This window comes from Streptomyces sp. NBC_01591 (assembly GCF_035918155.1).
Lineage (GTDB): Bacteria > Actinomycetota > Actinomycetes > Streptomycetales > Streptomycetaceae > Streptomyces.
The window spans coordinates 3,563,230-3,579,603 of the sequence record NZ_CP109327.1 but is presented as its reverse complement, the minus strand read 5'-3'; the positions used below and the strand labels follow the sequence as shown (position 1 = coordinate 3,579,603).

15 protein-coding genes and 1 tRNA gene are annotated in these 16,374 nt (G+C 70.5%); 7 read left to right on the top strand and 9 right to left on the bottom strand.

Annotation, left to right across the window (positions count from 1 at the left end; translation table 11 throughout):
• Positions 1 to 84 precede the first annotated feature (84 nt).
• Both OG978_RS16590 and OG978_RS16585 read right to left on the bottom strand, forming a co-directional pair.
• Positions 85 to 2,613, bottom strand: a complete 2,529-nt coding sequence (locus tag OG978_RS16590) for an ABC transporter permease (protein ID WP_326765970.1) — start codon at positions 2,611 to 2,613, stop codon at positions 85 to 87.
• 58 nt (positions 2,614 to 2,671) lie between these two features.
• Positions 2,672 to 3,439, bottom strand: a complete 768-nt coding sequence (locus OG978_RS16585) for an ABC transporter ATP-binding protein (RefSeq protein WP_326765969.1) — start codon at positions 3,437 to 3,439, stop codon at positions 2,672 to 2,674.
• A gap of 493 nt (positions 3,440 to 3,932) precedes the next feature.
• On the opposite strand from OG978_RS16585, the gene OG978_RS16580 reads away from it, so the two are divergent.
• Both OG978_RS16580 and OG978_RS16575 read left to right on the top strand, forming a co-directional pair.
• Positions 3,933 to 4,018 (top strand) — tRNA-Leu (locus OG978_RS16580).
• 326 nt (positions 4,019 to 4,344) lie between these two features.
• Positions 4,345 to 5,232, top strand: coding sequence for a Bax inhibitor-1/YccA family protein (locus tag OG978_RS16575; RefSeq protein ID WP_326765968.1), 888 nt, complete (start codon positions 4,345 to 4,347; stop codon positions 5,230 to 5,232).
• 80 nt (positions 5,233 to 5,312) lie between these two features.
• Here OG978_RS16575 and OG978_RS16570 read toward each other — a convergent pair whose 3' ends face one another.
• The gene (locus tag OG978_RS16570) at positions 5,313 to 6,527 is read right to left on the bottom strand and encodes an IS30 family transposase (RefSeq protein WP_326765967.1); all 1,215 of its coding nucleotides are present in this window, start codon (positions 6,525 to 6,527) and stop codon (positions 5,313 to 5,315) included.
• Between the two features lie 33 nt (positions 6,528 to 6,560).
• Complete coding sequence (locus OG978_RS16565) at positions 6,561 to 6,836, bottom strand: DUF4287 domain-containing protein (protein WP_326765966.1); 276 nt, start codon at positions 6,834 to 6,836, stop codon at positions 6,561 to 6,563.
• A gap of 100 nt (positions 6,837 to 6,936) precedes the next feature.
• On the opposite strand from OG978_RS16565, the gene OG978_RS16560 reads away from it, so the two are divergent.
• Positions 6,937 to 7,254 carry a hypothetical protein gene (locus OG978_RS16560; protein WP_326765965.1) on the top strand — a complete coding sequence of 106 codons (318 nt, stop codon included), beginning with the start codon at positions 6,937 to 6,939 and terminating at the stop codon, positions 7,252 to 7,254.
• A gap of 73 nt (positions 7,255 to 7,327) precedes the next feature.
• Here the strand turns inward: OG978_RS16560 and OG978_RS16555 are convergent, their stop codons facing one another.
• The 3 genes from OG978_RS16555 to OG978_RS16545 all read right to left on the bottom strand — a co-directional run bounded on the left by OG978_RS16555 (position 7,328) and on the right by OG978_RS16545 (position 10,896).
• A complete protein-coding gene (locus tag OG978_RS16555) occupies positions 7,328 to 8,140 on the bottom strand; it encodes a hypothetical protein (RefSeq protein ID WP_326770052.1) in 813 nt (270 codons plus the stop codon).
• A 313-nt stretch (positions 8,141 to 8,453) separates the two neighbouring features.
• Positions 8,454 to 9,674: an acetyl-CoA C-acetyltransferase gene (locus OG978_RS16550; protein WP_326765964.1), complete on the bottom strand. Its 1,221-nt coding sequence runs from the start codon at positions 9,672 to 9,674 to the stop codon at positions 8,454 to 8,456.
• Between the two features lie 154 nt (positions 9,675 to 9,828).
• Positions 9,829 to 10,896, bottom strand: a complete 1,068-nt coding sequence (locus OG978_RS16545) for an SGNH/GDSL hydrolase family protein (RefSeq protein WP_326770051.1) — start codon at positions 10,894 to 10,896, stop codon at positions 9,829 to 9,831.
• Between the two features lie 155 nt (positions 10,897 to 11,051).
• On the opposite strand from OG978_RS16545, the gene OG978_RS16540 reads away from it, so the two are divergent.
• Positions 11,052 to 12,458 (top strand): cystathionine beta-synthase, encoded by a 1,407-nt coding sequence (locus tag OG978_RS16540; RefSeq protein WP_326765963.1) that lies wholly within the window; start codon positions 11,052 to 11,054, stop codon positions 12,456 to 12,458.
• A gap of 326 nt (positions 12,459 to 12,784) precedes the next feature.
• Here the strand turns inward: OG978_RS16540 and OG978_RS16535 are convergent, their stop codons facing one another.
• Positions 12,785 to 13,615, bottom strand: coding sequence for a helix-turn-helix transcriptional regulator (locus OG978_RS16535; RefSeq protein WP_326765962.1), 831 nt, complete (start codon positions 13,613 to 13,615; stop codon positions 12,785 to 12,787).
• 150 nt (positions 13,616 to 13,765) lie between these two features.
• On the opposite strand from OG978_RS16535, the gene OG978_RS16530 reads away from it, so the two are divergent.
• Entirely contained in the window at positions 13,766 to 14,527 is a 762-nt protein-coding gene (locus OG978_RS16530; RefSeq protein ID WP_326765961.1) for an SDR family oxidoreductase, read from the top strand.
• A gap of 40 nt (positions 14,528 to 14,567) precedes the next feature.
• Here OG978_RS16530 and OG978_RS16525 read toward each other — a convergent pair whose 3' ends face one another.
• Positions 14,568 to 14,987: a hypothetical protein gene (locus OG978_RS16525; RefSeq protein ID WP_326765960.1), complete on the bottom strand. Its 420-nt coding sequence runs from the start codon at positions 14,985 to 14,987 to the stop codon at positions 14,568 to 14,570.
• 163 nt (positions 14,988 to 15,150) lie between these two features.
• On the opposite strand from OG978_RS16525, the gene OG978_RS16520 reads away from it, so the two are divergent.
• The gene (locus tag OG978_RS16520; RefSeq protein WP_326765959.1) at positions 15,151 to 15,342 is read left to right on the top strand and encodes a hypothetical protein; all 192 of its coding nucleotides are present in this window, start codon (positions 15,151 to 15,153) and stop codon (positions 15,340 to 15,342) included.
• A gap of 155 nt (positions 15,343 to 15,497) precedes the next feature.
• The gene (locus OG978_RS16515) at positions 15,498 to 16,343 is read left to right on the top strand and encodes a MurR/RpiR family transcriptional regulator (RefSeq protein WP_326765958.1); all 846 of its coding nucleotides are present in this window, start codon (positions 15,498 to 15,500) and stop codon (positions 16,341 to 16,343) included.
• The last annotated feature ends 31 nt before the right edge of the window (positions 16,344 to 16,374 follow it).

Here is a 16,374-nt window from a genome sequence, read left to right as displayed (position 1 = left end):
GGCCGAGGGCCGGTACACGCAGCTCCTTCGCTGCGCGTACCGGCCCTCGGGCGTATCGGGCGGGACCCCGGGCCCCGCCCGCTCCTACTCGGTCTTGATCGCCGTCAGCATGTTCAGCTTCGCGGCGCTGCGGGCCGGCCAGAGCGCGGCCAGCACACCCACGACCCCTGCCAGCACCAGGAAGACCGCGATCCGGTCCCACGGGATGACCAGCGCGTAGTCCGGGATCTCCGACGACAGGGTCTGCCCGATCGCCCAGCCGAGGAACATGCCGAGCGCGACACCGACCACCGCGCCGAAGAGCGAGATGACCACGGCCTCCAGCCGGATCATGCGCTTCACCCTGCGCCGGTCCAGGCCGATCGCCCGCAGCATGCCGATCTCCTGCTGGCGCTCGAAGACCGACATCGCCAGGGTGTTGATGACCCCGAGCACCGCGATGATCAGGGCCATCGCCAGCAGCCCGTACATGATGTTCATCGCGAGGTTGACCGAGCCGCCGAACATGTCACGGATGTCCTGACGGTCCATGATGCTCATCGCCGGGTTGTCGCCCAGAGCCTTCACCAGGGCCTGCTCGTTGGCCTCGGACGCGCCGCCGTCCATCTTCAGCCAGATCTCGCGGATGTTCGACGTGCCGCCGTGCGCATCGGCGACGTTCTTCGGGACCAGGACCGGGGAAAGCATCTCGTTCCCCTTGAAGACCGCCCCGACCTTCAGTTCACCGTTCTTCTCGTCGTCGAACTTCACCCGCAGGGTGTCGCCGGTCTTCCAGCCGTTGGACTTCGCCGTCTTCTCGTCGACGGCGATCTCGCCCTTGCCCAGCGCGTCGATCGAGCCGGAGACGATCGGCAGCGCGAAGAGCTGCTGCACATCGCCGGGGGTTACGCCGGACGCGGAGTGGTACTCGCCCTTGACCTCCAGCGAGATGGCCTGCTGCGGCGAGACCGCCGAGACGCCGTCGGCCTTCTCCAGGGCGGTGAGCGCCGACTCGTCGAGCGAACCGCCGCTCGCCATCGTCACCATGTAGTCGGCCTTGATGTTGTCCGTGGTCATCCGGTCGACCGCCTGGCCGAGGGTGACGCCGAGGACCGAGATACCGGTGACCAGGGTGAGACCGATCGCCAGCGCGGAGGCGGTGGCGCCGGTACGGCGCGGGTTGCGGACCGCGTTCTGCGCGGCCAGCTTGCCGGAGACCCCGAACAGTCGCTTCAGCAGCGGGCGGACCAGTGCGATCACCGGCCGCGACAGCAGCGGGATCAGCACGATGACGCCGATCAGGGTGAGGAAGGCACCCACCGCGATGATCGTCCGGCCGGACGATCCGCTCTTGGAAGCGCCCGCCACGATCGCCGCCCCGCCCAGCAGGGTGAGCACCGCGCCGATCGAGTTCCGCAGCACCAGGGATTTGACGGTGGCCGTCGCGTGCACGCTGCTCATCGCCGCGACCGGCGGGATCTTGGCGGCCCGGCGGGCGGGCAGCCAGGCGGCCAGCACGGTGATCAGGACACCGACGGCGAACGCCGCGAGGACCGCGGTGGGCGAGACGATCAGAGGCCCGGCCGGGATCTTCCCGCCGAACAGGCCCATCGCGGAGCGCAGTCCGATGGCGAGGCCGAGACCGAGGGCGAAGCCGACGACCGAGGCGATCACGCCGACGACGGCCGCTTCGATGAGCACCGAGCGCTTGACCTGGCGGCGGGAGGCGCCGACGGCGCGCATCAGTGCCAGCTCCCTGGTGCGCTGGGCCACCAGCATGGTGAAGGTGTTGGCGATCAGGAAGACACCGACGAACAGGGCGATACCGGCGAAGGCGAGCAGCATCCCGTTGAGACCGCTCAGACCGGACTCGATCTGCTTGGCCTGCTCGTCCGCGAGCGCCTGGCCGGTCTTGGCCTCGGCGTCCTTGGGCAGCAGCGGCTTCACTCCGGCCAGCAGTTGCTCGGCGGAGGTGCCGGGCGTGGCGGACACGTTGGCGTCCCTGAACATGCCGGGCCTGAGGTAGAGCTTCTGGGCGACCTCGGTGTCGAAGAGGACCAGGCTGCCGCCCGCGTTGACCGCGCCGTCCTCGGTGGTGAAGACACCGGAGAGGGTGTACTCCTTCACCGGCCCGTTCGTGGCGACCCGGACCTTGTCACCGACCTGGTACTCGCCCCTCTTCGCGGTCTCCTTGTCGAGCGCGATCCGGTCGGCCGCGACCGGGCCCGTACCTTCGACGAAGGTGTACGCGGAGTCCTTGCCGTTCTTGCCGGGGGAGTAGTTCCCGCCGGTGTTCGACCAGCCGTTGCCGATCAGCTTGCCGTCGGGGTCGGCGACCCCGGCGAAGCCGGAGACCCGGCCGGTGGCGGTGTCGACGCCGTCCAGGCCCTGGATCTTCTTCAGGGTGGCGGCGGTGATGCCGGGCGTCTTCTCGTCGCGCTGGTCGGCGTAGGTGGTGACGGCGACGGCGACGTCGTTGTAGCTCTTCGCCGACTGGTTGCGGAGCGCGTTGCCGAGGGTGTCGGTGAAGACCAGCGTGCCGGAGACGAAGGCCACGCCGAGCATCACGGCGAGGACGGTCATCAGCAGCCTGGCCTTGTGCGCGAGCACATTGCGCAGGGCGGTACGGAACATGTCTGTCAGTCCTGGGATGGGGAGGGGTTCCGGGAAAGGGCGCGGGGAAGGGCGGGCTTCAGCTGGTGCGGCCCTTGGCGTCGAACGCCTTCATCCGGTCGAGGACCCCGTCCGCGGTGGGGTGCAGCATCTGGTCGACGATCCGGCCGTCCGCGAGGAAGATGACCCGGTCCGCGTAGGAGGCGGCCGCCGGGTCGTGGGTCACCATCACCACGGTCTGCCCGAGCTCGCGCACCGAGTTGCGCAGGAAGCCGAGGACCTCGGCGCCGGAGCGGGAGTCCAGGTTCCCGGTCGGCTCGTCACCGAAGATGATCTCCGGCTGCGAGGCCAGGGCGCGGGCCACCGCGACGCGCTGCTGCTGGCCGCCGGAGAGCTCGGTCGGCCGGTGGGTCAGCCGGTCGGAGAGGCCCACCATGTCGATGACCTGGCGCACCCACTCGGCGTCGGGCTTGCGGCCCGCGATGTCCATGGGGAGCGTGATGTTCTCGTACGCCGTCAGCGTCGGCAGCAGGTTGAACGCCTGGAAGATGAAGCCGATCTTGTCCCGGCGGAGCTGGGTGAGCTGCTTGTCCTTGAGGGAGCCCAGTTCCGTGTCGCCGATCCGTACCGAACCGCTGCTGAAGCTGTCGAGGCCGGCCACGCAGTGCATCAGCGTGGACTTGCCGGAGCCGGAGGGGCCCATGATCGCGGTGAACTCGCCCCGGGGAAAGTCCACGGTGACCCGGTCCAGAGCCGTCACCCTGGTCTCGCCCTCTCCGTAGACCTTCGACAGATCCGTGGCGCGGGCGGCCACCGTGGTGACGCGGGGTGCGGTGGAAGTGGTCACGGGAATCTCCTGTTTCGGGGCTCCGGCCGAGGGCTCGTCCGGGGTTTTGTTCGGAACCCCTCAATCGTCACCGCCGTTCCGCCGCCGGTCGTCAGTCCGCGAGCCCGTTCCGGGGGCAGCCTTGAGTCGCACCGCGAAGGCCCCACGTCCTCCTGCGGTATGACACCGACCCTGAGGTGCCGTTCCGGGGGACCACTGCCCGGCCGGTACATCGCGACCCCTGCGCCGGGGCCCGGCGGCGCACCTGCGGCGCAGCCGCGGCGGACGTCGGCGCGCGCCTGGTGAATGCGCCGTCCGGGTGCGGCGACTTTACGTCAATCCGGATTGCTGGTCGCCGTGCCCGCTACCCCGCCCAGGCATGTGGCGATGCCCTTTCGCGAGTGCTGACGACCCCTCAAACGATCAATAAAATAAGACAACATCGCGCCACTGATCCGCTGTTCGGGGGAAGTCCCCGGATAGGGTCATGTGCCAACGCGGAGCCGCGCGCCAGGCCTGGATGGTGGAATGCAGACACGGCGAGCTTAAACCTCGCTGCCCCTCGGGGGCGTACCGGTTCGAGTCCGGTTCCAGGCACCACTTCTCACTGGGCGGCCAATCCGGCGGAGCGCCCCGGAACGCGACCATTTCCGGGGTGCGGGCCACTCGCGGCCTATGCCCCATCACTCCGGCGGTCGCTCTCACCGTCCGGATGCGACGATGTCATACCGGTCGGTCGGCACGCTACTGGACCGCGGGCCCGGACGGTATGGGCCGAGCCGGATTTCCGCACGGCCAGGTGGCTGACGGGCGGGTCCCGCCGCGGACAGACTTCCGCAAAGATCCTCCCCAAGCACTAGTCTGATTCTTTTGCCTACCCATTACTCTTGTGGGAAGGCCACGCAGGGTGGCCATGGAGGAGTGAGATGAGGAGCAGCAACCCGGTCTTCTCGCGACGGGGCTTCAGCCGCGACAACGGATACGCGGGCTTCAACGCGGCGCCGCAGGCCGGGGCCCCCGCAGCGGGCGCCAACCCGTACGCGCAGGGCACCGCCGCGAACCCGTACGCCACCAACCCCTACGCCCAGCCGGACGCCCAGTACGGCGCCCCGCAGGCACCGACGCGCACCGGCGCGATGACGATCGACGACGTCGTCACGCGGACGGCGATCACACTGGGCACCGTGGTGCTCGGCGCCGTGCTCGCCTGGGCGCTGCTGCCGGTCGACGAGGCGAACCTCGGCAAGTCGTACGGCATCGCGATCGGCGCCGCCCTGGTGGCGTTCGTCCTGTCGCTCGTCCAGTCCTTCAAGCGCAAGCCGGTGCCGGCGCTGATCGTCTCGTACGCGGCCTTCGAGGGTGTCTTCCTCGGAGTGATCTCCAGCGCGGTCAGCACGTACATCGGACCCGGCGTCGTGATGCAGGCGGTGATGGGCACCATGTGTGTCTTCGCCGGTGTGCTGCTCGCGTACAAGATGCGCTGGATCCGTGTCACGCGACGCTTCTACGGCTTCGTGATGGCCGCCGCCATGGGCTTCATGCTCCTGATGGTGGTCAACCTGCTGTTCGCCGTCTTCGGCGGCGGTGACGGCCTGGGCTTCCGCAGCGGTGGCCTCGGCATCCTCTTCGGTGTCATCGGCATCGTCCTCGGTGCGTGCTTCCTGGCCCTGGACTTCAAGCAGGTCGAGGACGGCATCGCCTACGGCGCCCCCCGCGAGGAGTCCTGGCTGGCGGCCTTCGGCCTCACCATGACCCTGGTGTGGATCTACCTGGAGATGCTGCGTCTGCTCTCCATCCTCAGCGGCGACGACTGATCGCACGCACCCGCACGACGGGAACGGCCCGCAGGCACTGGGCGGTTTCTAGGGATCGTCGCAACACGTGGTTGGTTTGGTCAGGCCGCGAGTAGTTTATGCAGGCGCTCGGCTGGGGTTTCCCAGCCGAGCGTTTTGCGTGGGCGGCCGTTCAGCTCGGCAGCGACGGCATCGAGGTGTTCGCGGGTGTGGACCGAGAGGTCAGTGCCTTTGGGGAAGTATTGCCGGAGCAGACCGTTGGTGTTTTCGTTGGAGCCGCGCTGCCAGGGACTGGCCGGGTCGCAGAAGTAGACCGGGACGTTGGTGGCGACGGTGAAGGAGCCGTGGGCACCCATCTCCGAGCCCTGGTCCCAGGTCAGGGACCGTCGGAGGTGTGACGGCAGCGTCTGGACCGTGGTGACCAGCGCGTCCCGGACGGGCTCGGCGCCGTGGTCGCCGGGCAGGTGCAGGAGCATGACGTAGCGGGTGGCGCGCTCGACCAGGGTGCCGATGGCCGACTTCCCGTCCTTGCCAATGATCAGGTCGCCCTCCCAGTGGCCGGGGACGGCACGGTCTTCGGCTTCGGCGGGGCGTTCGCTGATCATGATCATCGGGGTGGCGAACCTGGGCTGGCGCTGCTGGGCCTGACGGCGCGGCCTGCGCCGGGCGCGGCCCGTCCGCAGGGCGCGGGCCAGTTCGCGGCGCAGTTCACCGCGGCCTTGGACGTAGAGGGCCTGGTAGACCGTCTCGTGGACCACGTGCATCTCCGGCCGCTGGGGGAACTGTGCCCGCAGAGCCTGGCAGATCTGCTCCGGGCTCCACCGTATGTCCAGGTGGTCCTGGATGAAGTCCCGCAGCTGCGGGTTCTGGCCGATCTTCCCGGGCTTCGGGCGGGGCCGGCGGGCATCGGCGCGGACCTGGGCCGCATGCGGCCGGTACTGGCCGTTGACCGGGTGACGGTTGCGGCGGATCTCCCGGCTGACCGTGGACGGGCTGCGGCCCAGCTCGGCAGCTATCGCACGGACCGTGGCCCTCTCCCGCAGCCGGTCGGCGATGTGAATGCGGTCGGTCTCACGCAGATACCGCGAGGGACCGGGCGGGGGCGCCACCGCGGTGATCGGTGACGCCCCGACGTGCCCGCCGGACGGTGCACGGCCGTTACGCCAGCGCCGCCCGGTTTTCTCGTTGATGCCGACGATCCGGCACGCCTCTTTGTTGCTCACACCCTGCTGCATGAGCTGAAGGTAGAGGCGCCGTTCCTCGGACAAGGCACGGCGCCCCTGAACAACGGATCGGTCCCGGATCTTGAAGCCCATCGCATCCCCTGAACTGGGGTGTTGCGACAACCACTAGAACTCAAGCTGTGCCTGCGGGCCGTTCCCGTTTGTCACGCCGGTCCAGAGCAGCTTGCGGGCGGCTCTTCTGAGGTCGTACTCGTGGATGAGCGCCTTCGCGTGTCCGTAGGCGAGGTCGTGCTCGCTCCGCAGCCAGCTGACCTTCTCCTCGAAGCGGAGAGCGGGGCCTTCCTCCACGGTGCGGAGCCGGTCGGCGATTTCACGACCGGTGCAGCGGGGGATCCGGGCGAGCAGATTGCGATGGGTCTCTTCGGAGAAGACTTGGGACATCGGCGCCTCCGACGCATTGCGCGTTGCCGGTCCTTGCCGACACGGTGCCCGAGCATCGACCCGTTGGCAACCGTCCTGCCGGGGCGCGTAGGGTCGTTGAGTGCTCGATACGACCCCGCTGATCACCGCCGTGGACCGATTCGCCGACCGGCTGCGCGCCGCCCCGCAGAGCCTGCTGCAGCGCGGAGCCGCTGCCGAAGGACTTGCCGCGGCCCGGGAACTGGCGTTGCGCGCCCAGCGGATCGAGGCGCCGGACCGGGAGCCGCACACCATGCCGGACGCCGGGATCTTCTCGATCGGCGACCAACTCGCCGTGGCGGGGCGCGATCTGGCGGTAGCACTGGAAACGGCCCCGTCGGCTGAACTGGACGAGGCCGTGCGATTCGTGAACGAGGCCGCTGCGCGCGCGTTCGCGTAGCGGCGGGGCAGTCCGGGGGATCGCCCCGGCGGGCGGCGGCCGGCGAGGGCCGCTGTGCCCGGATACCGCGGTGTCAGAACGAGGCGATGACGCGGTCGGCGAGGATGTAGACGTTCTCCTCGCCGCAGGAGAAGGTCAGGGCGTACGCGCCGGAGACGCCGGAGCCGCCCAGCAGCACCGGGTGCTCACCGGCGAGCAGCGAACCGGCCAGACGCTCGGCCGTCTCGCGGTGGCCGGGGGTCATACAGAGCGTGGTGCCGTCGGCGAATACGTAGACGTCGAGCGTGCCGAGCGGGCCGGGGCGTACATCGGCGAGTTCCGTACGGCTTTCGGCGAGCTCTTCGAGGCGGTTCACGGTGCGCTCGTGGTCGGTGACGACCGGGGTCTGCACCGGTACGAAGTCGGGGTGCGAGGGGTGCCGGCGGCGGGCGGCGGCCAGCTCGGGGGAGTCCTCGGCGAACTCCGCCGGGCCGGGCAGCTCGGTCAGTTCCGTCAGCTCGTCGAGGGCTTCGGCGGCGTCGAGGTCCATCGCGTCGAGGCCCGCGAAGTCGGCCTGGCGGGGCATGAAGAAGGGCGCGTCCTCGCCCATACCTGTCAGGCCGCCCAGCAGGGACGGGGCGTCGGCGGCATCGCGCGCTTCCTGGGTGGCCCAGAAGGCACGGGCCTCGGCGAGCTCGCGCTCGCGCTCCTCGGCGAGTGCCTCGGCGACGGCCGCGCGTATCTCGGCGACGGGGGTGACGGTGCTGCGGCTCTGCGCGGGCACGGCGACGCCGTGCACACGGGCCTCGGCCAGCTCGGTACGAAGGGCTGTGACCTGCTTGCGCAGCCCGTGAGCAGCGTGCAGAGCAGCAGCGCCCACGGCCGTGGCGGCGGCGGTGGTCAGCAACAGGGCAAGAGACATGGCGCTCACTGACATACTCCCGGTTTCAATCGATCCCCCGACTTCCTACATCAGCTTGTCCCCTACCTGCGCCCTGTGTCAGTGCATTACGTCACGAATTGGACAGGTCTTTGGGCCCAGGGTTTAACCCTGGGGTGGGTGTGACCTGCGGGAATGGCTCTCCCCCAGGAGATAGGTCACATCCTGGGGGAGATTCGGTCACGGTCGGGGCTCGGAACCGGCCACCGTAGGGGGCGCGGGCCCGCTGACGGCTATGTCAGGTCCGTCCCGTTCGCGGCCCGGCTCGGCTCGGCCCGGCTCAGCTCAGTCGCTCGATGACCATCGCCATGCCCTGGCCGCCGCCCACGCACATGGTCTCCAGACCGAACTGCTTGTCGTGGAACTGCAGGCTGTTGATCAGCGTGCCGGTGATCCGGGCGCCCGTCATGCCGAAGGGGTGGCCGACGGCGATCGCGCCGCCGTTGACGTTGACCTTCTCCAGCGGCAGGCCGAGGTCGCGGTAGGAGGGGATCACCTGGGCGGCGAACGCCTCGTTGATCTCGGCCAGGTCGATGTCGTCGATGGTCAGCCCGGCCCGCTTCAGCGCCTGCTTGCTGGCCTCCACCGGCCCGTATCCCATGATCTCGGGGGAGAGGCCGGAAACGCCGGTCGAGACGATCCGGGCCAGCGGGGTCAGGCCCAGCTCGCGGGCCTTGGTGTCGGACATGATCACGAGTGCGGCGGCGCCGTCGTTGAGCGGGCAGCAGTTGCCCGCGGTGACCAGGCCGTCGGGGCGGAAGACCGGCTTCAGGCCCTGCACGCCCTCCAGGGTGACGCCCGCGCGCGGACCGTCGTCCTTCGAGACGACCGTGCCGTCCGGGGTGGTGACCGGGGTGATCTCGCGCTCCCAGAAGCCGTTCTTGATGGCTTCCTCGGCGAGGTTCTGCGAGCGGACGCCGAACTCGTCCATGTCCTGGCGGGTGACGCCCTTGAGCCGGGCCAGGTTCTCCGCGGTCTGCCCCATCGCGATGTACGCGTCCGGGACCACGCCGTCCTCGCGCGGGTCGTGCCAGTCGTCGCCGCCCCGCTCGGCGCGGGCCGCGGTGCGGGCCTCGGCGTCGGCGAACAGCGGGTTGTGCGTGTCCGGCAGGCTGTCGGAGTTGCCCTTCGAGAAGCGGGACACCATCTCGACACCGGCCGAGATGAAGACGTCGCCCTCGCCGGCCTTGATGGCGTGCAGCGCCATGCGGCTGGTCTGGAGGGAGGACGAGCAGTAGCGGGTGACGGTGCAGCCGGGAAGGTGGTCCATCCCCATCTGTACGGCGATGATGCGGCCCAGGTTGTTGCCCTGCTCGCCGCCGGGGAGGCCGCAGCCGAGCATCAGGTCGTCGATGTCCTTCGGGTCCAGCTCGGGAACCTTGGCCAGCGCGGTCTGGATGATCGTGGCGGTCAGGTCGTCCGCGCGCAGATCCTTCAGCGAGCCCTTGAAGGCCCGGCCGATGGGGGAACGGGCTGCAGAGACGATCACGGCTTCGGGCATCACGCGGCTCCATGAGGGCTGGAAGGCGGGTTCTGGCAGGTGCTGAGTTGGAAGTTACCTGTACGTAGACGCCGGGTCACCGGGGAGCGCGTGTGACGCGGACCTCTTTTCTAAGCGACCGCTCAGTCGATCGACCGGGCGGGAGGCCGGTCGATCAATTGGCCGGGAGATTGCGCGGCTCCCCGTGCGACTCCCCTGTCTCTCCCGTCTCCCTCGTCTCCCCAGTCTCTCCTGTTTCCTCGTGCGGCTCCAGGTGCGGATGGGGCTCCGTGGCCGCGGGCAGACGCCGCCGCCTGCGGTGCTTGAGGAGTGCCCAGGGCGCCCGCGCCCCCGTGACCTCCGTACCGGCCTCCCTGGCCGCCTGGGAGGCCGCCTTGGCCACCGGCAGCATGTCCTCGCGCCGCGCACCGTCCAGACGGTCGGACTCCGGCCACAGGCCCAGCACCGCACAGAGCGTGGGCAGCACCGCCATCGCCGCCGTGGCGTACCCCTCCGCCGACGGGTGGTAGTTGTCCGGCCCGAACAGCTCCCGCGGATTCGCCTCGAACTCCGGCCCGAGCAGATCGCCCAGCGACACCGTGCGCCCGCCCTGCTCCACCGAACCGATCGTCTGGGCCGCGGCCAGCTGCCGGCTCACCCGCCGGGCCAGCCAGCGCAGCGGCTGATAGACCGGCTCGATCGTGCCCAGATCCGGGCAGGTGCCGACCACGACCTCCGCACCCGCCGTGCGCAGCCTGCGCACGGCGGTGGTGAGGGAGCGCACCGACTGGGTGGCCGGCATCCGGTGCGTCACATCGTTCGCACCGATCATGATCACGCAGACGTCGGGCGTACGGGAGGTGTCGGCGAGCAGCAGTGAGACCTGCCGCTCCAGATCGTCCGACCGGGCGCCCGGCTGTGCCACATTCCGCAGATCCACCGGCCGCTCGGAGACCGCCGCCAGCCCCGAGGCGAGCAGCGCCCCCGGGGTCTGCCCGGCCCGGTGTACCCCCTGCCCGGCCGCCGTCGAGTCGCCCAGCAACCCCAGCTGCAACGGTTCCGCGGGGCCGGTGAACGCCACCCCGTACCGCCCGTCCGCGCTCGGCGGAACCGGTGCGATCCCGCCGCCCACCTGCCGTTTCGCCAGCTGGACCTCCGCCAGCAGTACGCCTACCGCCGCCGCACCGAGCAACCCGATGCTGCCGCCGCCGTAGGCCGCGCCCGCCGCGATCCGCCGTGCCACCCTTGCCCTTGACACAGTCCGGTCCACCTCCTCGTTGCCGTACCGCCGTACATACAGCTAACTGCCCCGCAGTGACCGTCGCTCAATCGCTTCGCCCAATCTCGTGCCCGTACGCATACCCTTGCCGCACCATCTCGGAGACCCCGGAGTACACGGTGCAAATCCACGATTCGATGATCAGTCTCGTAGGCAATACCCCGCTGGTGAGGCTGCGCAGTGTGACGGCCGGCATCCAGGCGACGGTCCTGGCCAAGGTCGAGTACTTCAACCCCGGCGGTTCGGTCAAGGACCGCATCGCCCTGCGCATGATCGAGGCCGCCGAACAGAGCGGCGAGCTGCAGCCCGGCGGCACCATCGTCGAGCCGACCAGTGGCAACACCGGCGTCGGCCTGGCGATCGTCGCCCAGCAGAAGGGGTACAAGTGCATCTTCGTCTGCCCGGACAAGGTGTCCACGGACAAGATCAATGTGCTGCGCGCCTACGGTGCCGAGGTCGTCGTCTGCCCGACGGCCGTCGACCCCGAGCACCCCGACTCGTACTACAACGTCTCCGACCGTCTGGTCCGTGAGACACCGGGGGCCTGGAAGCCGGACCAGTACTCCAACCCCAACAACCCGCGTTCCCACTACGAGACCACCGGTCCCGAGCTGTGGGAGCAGACGGACGGGAAGATCACCCACTTCGTCGCGGGCGTCGGCACCGGCGGCACGATCAGCGGCACCGGCCGCTATCTGAAGGAGGCCAGCGGCGGTTCGGTCAGGATCGTCGGCGCGGACCCGGAGGGCTCGGTCTACTCCGGCGGCTCCGGGCGGCCCTACCTCGTCGAGGGTGTCGGCGAGGACTTCTGGCCGAGCGCCTACGACCGCACGGTCACGGACGAGATCGTCGCCGTGTCCGACAAGGACTCCTTCCAGATGACCCGCCGCCTCGCCAAGGAGGAGGGCCTGCTGGTCGGCGGCTCCTGCGGCATGGCGGTGGTCGCCGCCCTGGAGGTCGCGGCGCGCCTGGGCCCGGACGACGTGGTCGTCGTCCTGCTGCCCGACAGCGGCCGCGGCTACCTGAGCAAGATTTTCAACGACGAGTGGATGGCCGACTACGGCTTCCTGGAGGACACCGGCCCGTCCGCGCGCGTCGCCGACGTACTCGACTACAAGGACGGCCCGATCCCGACGCTCGTCCACATGCACCCGGAGGAGACCGTCGGCGAGGCGATCGATGTCCTGCGCGAGTACGGCGTCTCGCAGATGCCGATCGTGAAGCCGGGCGCCGGCCACCCGGACGTGATGGCCGCCGAGGTCATCGGTTCCGTGGTGGAGCGGGAGCTGCTGAACGCGCTGTTCGCCCAGCGCGCCTTGCTCTCCGACCCGCTGGAGAAGCACATGTCGCCGCCGCTGCCGCAGGTCGGCTCCGGCGAACCGGTCGAGGACCTGATGGCGGTGCTCGGCGGCACGAACACGGCGGACGCGGCGATCGTGCTGGTGGAGGGCAAGCCGAAGGGCGTGGTCAGCCGGCAGGACCTGCTGGCGTTCCTCGCCAAGGACGCGACGGCCGGCAAGGCGTAGCGGTGCGGGAGGCCGGGCCCGCGGGTGCGGCGTACGCACCCGCGGGCCCGGGCTTCGCGAAAACGGTACGAGCGCGACACGTTCACGCAGCACCGGCTTAACACGAGTCCGGCAGATTGATGGGTGTCGGCAGGGAGACCCGCCGGCACCCGATACGGCGACACGGACTACGGAGCGGCTCCCGGACCTCCATCGTCGCCAGGACGCGGTGACCGGCCCTGACCCGGACCGTGTCCCTCGCGGGGACCGCCGTCGTCCCGCCCCCTGGGCAACCGGGGGTGCGGCGGTCCCCGCGACACACTCATGTGCGCGGCCCGCGCGGCGGCTCAGCCGGCCGGCGCGGCCGACCGGCTCGCCAGCAGCGCGACGCGTCCGGCGGACTCGCTGCCGGGCTCCGGTGTGTAGACCACCAGGCACTGATCGGGATCGCCGGCCGCGCCGAGCGTCTCGTACGGGAGAACGAGCTCGCCCGCGACCGCGTGGTTGATGCGCTTGACGCCGTAGGTCTTCGACTTCACCTGGTGGTCCGCCCACAGCCGGCGGAAGTCGTCGCTCTTCAGGGACAACTCGCCGACCAGTGTGGCCAGTTGCTTGTCGTCCGGGTGCAGGCCCGCGTCCAGGCGCAGATACGCCACCGTCTCCGCCGCCACCGCGGCCCAGTCCGGGTACAGCTCCCGCGCCGCCGGTTCCAGGAACACCTGGCGCGGCATGTTGCGCTCGGCGACGGGCATCCGGGAGAAGCCGACGACGGCGTCCCCCAGCGCGTTCCAGGCCAGCACGTCCATCCGGCGGCCCAGGACGAACGCCGGGGCCGTGGTCAGCGTGTCCAGCAGCAGGCGCAGGCCGGGGCGGACCCGCTGGGCGCCGGCCGGAGCGGAGGCGCGCGACTTGGAGCGCGCCACCGTACGCAGGTACGTGTGCTCCGTCTCGTCCAGCCGGAGCACCCGGGCTATCGCGTCGAGCACGGCGTCCGAGACGCTCGGGCCGCGCCCCTGCTCCAGCCGGATGTAGTAGTCGACGCTCACTCCCGCGAGCTGTGCGACCTCCTCGCGCCGCAGTCCGGGTACGCGCCGACGGCCGTACGCCTGCAGCCCCACCTCCTCGGGCCGGATGCGGGCTCGTCGTGAGCGGAGGAAATCACCGAGGTCAGCGTCCATGGCGTCGATCGTAGAAGAAGCGCGAGCGCCCAACCTGGTACTGGCAGACCCAGGAACAGCGTCCCTCTGGGTAGCGCGGTGCCGGCCCCGCAGAGTGGAACCGGGCCAGGGGGAACGCCCCGGTCCCGGAAGCGCACAAGGAGCACGGACATGTCGTACAAGAACCTCGCAGGCCGCACCGCCGTCATCACCGGAGCCGCCAGTGGTATGGGCAGCGCGACCGCCCGGCTGCTCGCCGCCCAGGGAGTCAGGGTCGCCCTGCTGGCCCGGCGCGCGGAGCGGCTGGAGGAGCTGGCTGCCACGATCAAGGCGGAGGGCGGCGAGGCGCTCGCCGTCGTCACCGACGTCACCGACCAGGCGTCCGTCGACGCCGCGGCCGAGCTGGTGCACAGCACCTTCGGTCAGGTGGACCTGGTGGTCAACGCGGCCGGTGTGATGCTGCCGAACCCGGTGGACGAGGGCCGGACCGACGAGTGGCAGCGGATGATCGACACCAATGTGACGGGCGCCCTGCGGATCATCCGGGCCTTCACGGCCGACCTGGTGGCGGCGGCCGCCGAGGGCCGCACCGCGGACCTGGTGAACATCTCGTCCATCGGCGCGCACATCGCGTTCCCCAACTACGCGGTGTACGGGGCGACGAAGGCCGCGCTGACGTACCTGTCGACGTCGCTGCGCACGGAGTTCGGACCGCGTGACGTCCGCGTCACGAACATCGAGCCGGGGCTCACCGACACGGAGCTGGCCGGCCACGTCGACAACGCCGAGCTGAGCGGACAGCTCGACGGCATGTTCGACGCGCTCGGCGGTCTCTCCAGCGACGAGATCGCCGACCTGATCGCCTACACCACCAGCCGGGCGCGCCACATCAACCTGCGCCAGCTGATCGTGCAGCCCACCCGCCAGGCGTAGCGCCGTGTGTTCCCGGGGGCGGCTCCGTAGCCCCCGGCGGTCAGTCCTCCCAGTCGGAGCCCGTACGTCCGGAACGGTGCGAGAACCACGGCCAGTTGCGGGCGGCGTGCACGGCGTTGACCGCGACGATCCCGAGCCAGGCGACGATCAGGCCCTCGGTGTGGGCGGTCCCGGCACCGATCGCCGACAGCGGGACGGCCAGGATCAGCGAGATGATCCCGAAGCCGTAGCGCTCGCCGAAGTTCCCCAGGGGCTGCGACGGGCGCGCGCCCCTGGCGACGCTCACCCGCTGCTCGGCGAGATGGCGCCGGACCTGACGGTCGAGCGTGCTGTCGAGCCGCTGCTCGACCTTCTCCAGAAAAGACTCCACGAGCGCGGGCTCGTACTCCGAACCCAGCTCACTACGGGCGTGCAGGGCGGCATCGAGCTCGTTCCTGAGCTCGGAGTCACGGGTTTTCATGTCCTTTACGGTACGAATCGCGGGCGCCGCGGGCAGTGGGGCTAACCCCCCTCTTTGGGCCCGGCGGCCGATCGGCCGGGCGGCGCGGCGACCCAGGTCTTCAGACGGTCGCGACCGTGGTCGCCCCCCGGCGGTGGCGGCTCAGCCATCAGGCCGAGGCGAGATGGACGACCGGCGCCGCCAGGTTCTCGGCCTCACCGACCGGGGACGTGAACTCCTCGGCGGGTGCGTGGCGGCGGCGCGGGCGCTCGACGAGGAACTGTTGGCCGGGCTCGACGGCCCGTCCGGCGCGGCTCTTCACCAGGTGCTCGGAGCGCTGGGCCGTCGGGCGGGGCTGCCGGGCGACACGGACTGAGGCCGCCGGTCCGCCCGCGCTCCGGCCGCACATGGACGTTGCCCCGGCCGCACATGGACATCGCCCCGGCTGCATATGGACATGCAGACGCCTTGCTGGCTGAATGGATTTGTCGGCGCCGGATCGCGGTGCGCCGGATCTACCGAGGGGACAGTATGAGCGGGAGCAGCCCGGCCGCGCGGTTGCAGCAGCTCTTCGAGGGGCGCCGGCTCACACCCACCCAGCGGCGCATCGCGCACTCGATGGTGCGCAGGGCCGGGGACGTCCCGTTCCTGTCGAGCGTGGAGCTGGCCGAGCTCGCCGGGGTCAGCCAGCCGTCCGTCACCCGCTTCGCCGTGGCGCTCGGCTTCGACGGCTATCCGGCGCTCCGCAAGCACCTGCGGGAGGTCGCCCCCGCCGAGCCCGTGCCGGGGGGCGGGGACGACGCGTACAACGAGTACCAGCAGGCGGTGCTCGGCGAGATCGAGAATCTGCGGCACCTGGCCGAGCTGCTCGCCGACCCCGGGCCCGTCGAGCGGGCAGGCAGGCTGCTGGCGGCCTCGCGGCCGCTGCCGGTGCTCGGGCTGCGGGCCGCCTCCTCGCAGGCGCGGGGCTTCGGGTACTTCGCGGCCAAGGTCCACCCCGATGTCCGGGTGCTCGACGAGGGCGGCAGCATGCTGTGCGACCGGATCGACGCCGCGCGCCGGGCGGGCGCCTCCGCGTTGATCTGCTTCGCGCTGCCCCGGCACCCGAAGGAGGTCGTGGACGCCCTCGCGTACGCGCAGGAGCAGGGGCTGGCCGTGGTGTCGGTGGCGGACTCCGCGTTCGCGCCCGTCGCCAAGTACAGCGACCTGCTGATCCCGGCCGCCGTCGGCACCGGGCTCGCCTTCGACACGGCCTGTGCGCCCATGCTGCTGGGGCGGGTGCTGCTGGAGGCGATGTGCGACGACCTGCCGGACGCACAGACGCGGCTGGAGGAGTTCGACGCGAGGGCGGCGGCGCGGGGGCTGTTCGTGGAGTGAGGGACCCGGGCCTGCCGTTCCGATCGCGGCC

Coding starts and splice junctions, on each gene's coding strand:
- OG978_RS16535 (WP_326765962.1), bottom strand. CDS start 13,615: ATGGACGCTGACCTCGGTGATTTCCTCCGCTCACGACGAGCCCGCATC.
- OG978_RS16515 (WP_326765958.1), top strand. CDS start 15,498: ATGAGCGGGAGCAGCCCGGCCGCGCGGTTGCAGCAGCTCTTCGAGGGG.
- OG978_RS16590 (WP_326765970.1), bottom strand. CDS start 2,613: ATGTTCCGTACCGCCCTGCGCAATGTGCTCGCGCACAAGGCCAGGCTG.
- OG978_RS16550 (WP_326765964.1), bottom strand. CDS start 9,674: ATGCCCGAAGCCGTGATCGTCTCTGCAGCCCGTTCCCCCATCGGCCGG.
- OG978_RS16525 (WP_326765960.1), bottom strand. CDS start 14,987: ATGAAAACCCGTGACTCCGAGCTCAGGAACGAGCTCGATGCCGCCCTG.
- OG978_RS16520 (WP_326765959.1), top strand. CDS start 15,151: ATGGACGACCGGCGCCGCCAGGTTCTCGGCCTCACCGACCGGGGACGT.
- OG978_RS16575 (WP_326765968.1), top strand. CDS start 4,345: ATGAGGAGCAGCAACCCGGTCTTCTCGCGACGGGGCTTCAGCCGCGAC.
- OG978_RS16565 (WP_326765966.1), bottom strand. CDS start 6,836: ATGTCCCAAGTCTTCTCCGAAGAGACCCATCGCAATCTGCTCGCCCGG.
- OG978_RS16530 (WP_326765961.1), top strand. CDS start 13,766: ATGTCGTACAAGAACCTCGCAGGCCGCACCGCCGTCATCACCGGAGCC.
- OG978_RS16570 (WP_326765967.1), bottom strand. CDS start 6,527: ATGGGCTTCAAGATCCGGGACCGATCCGTTGTTCAGGGGCGCCGTGCC.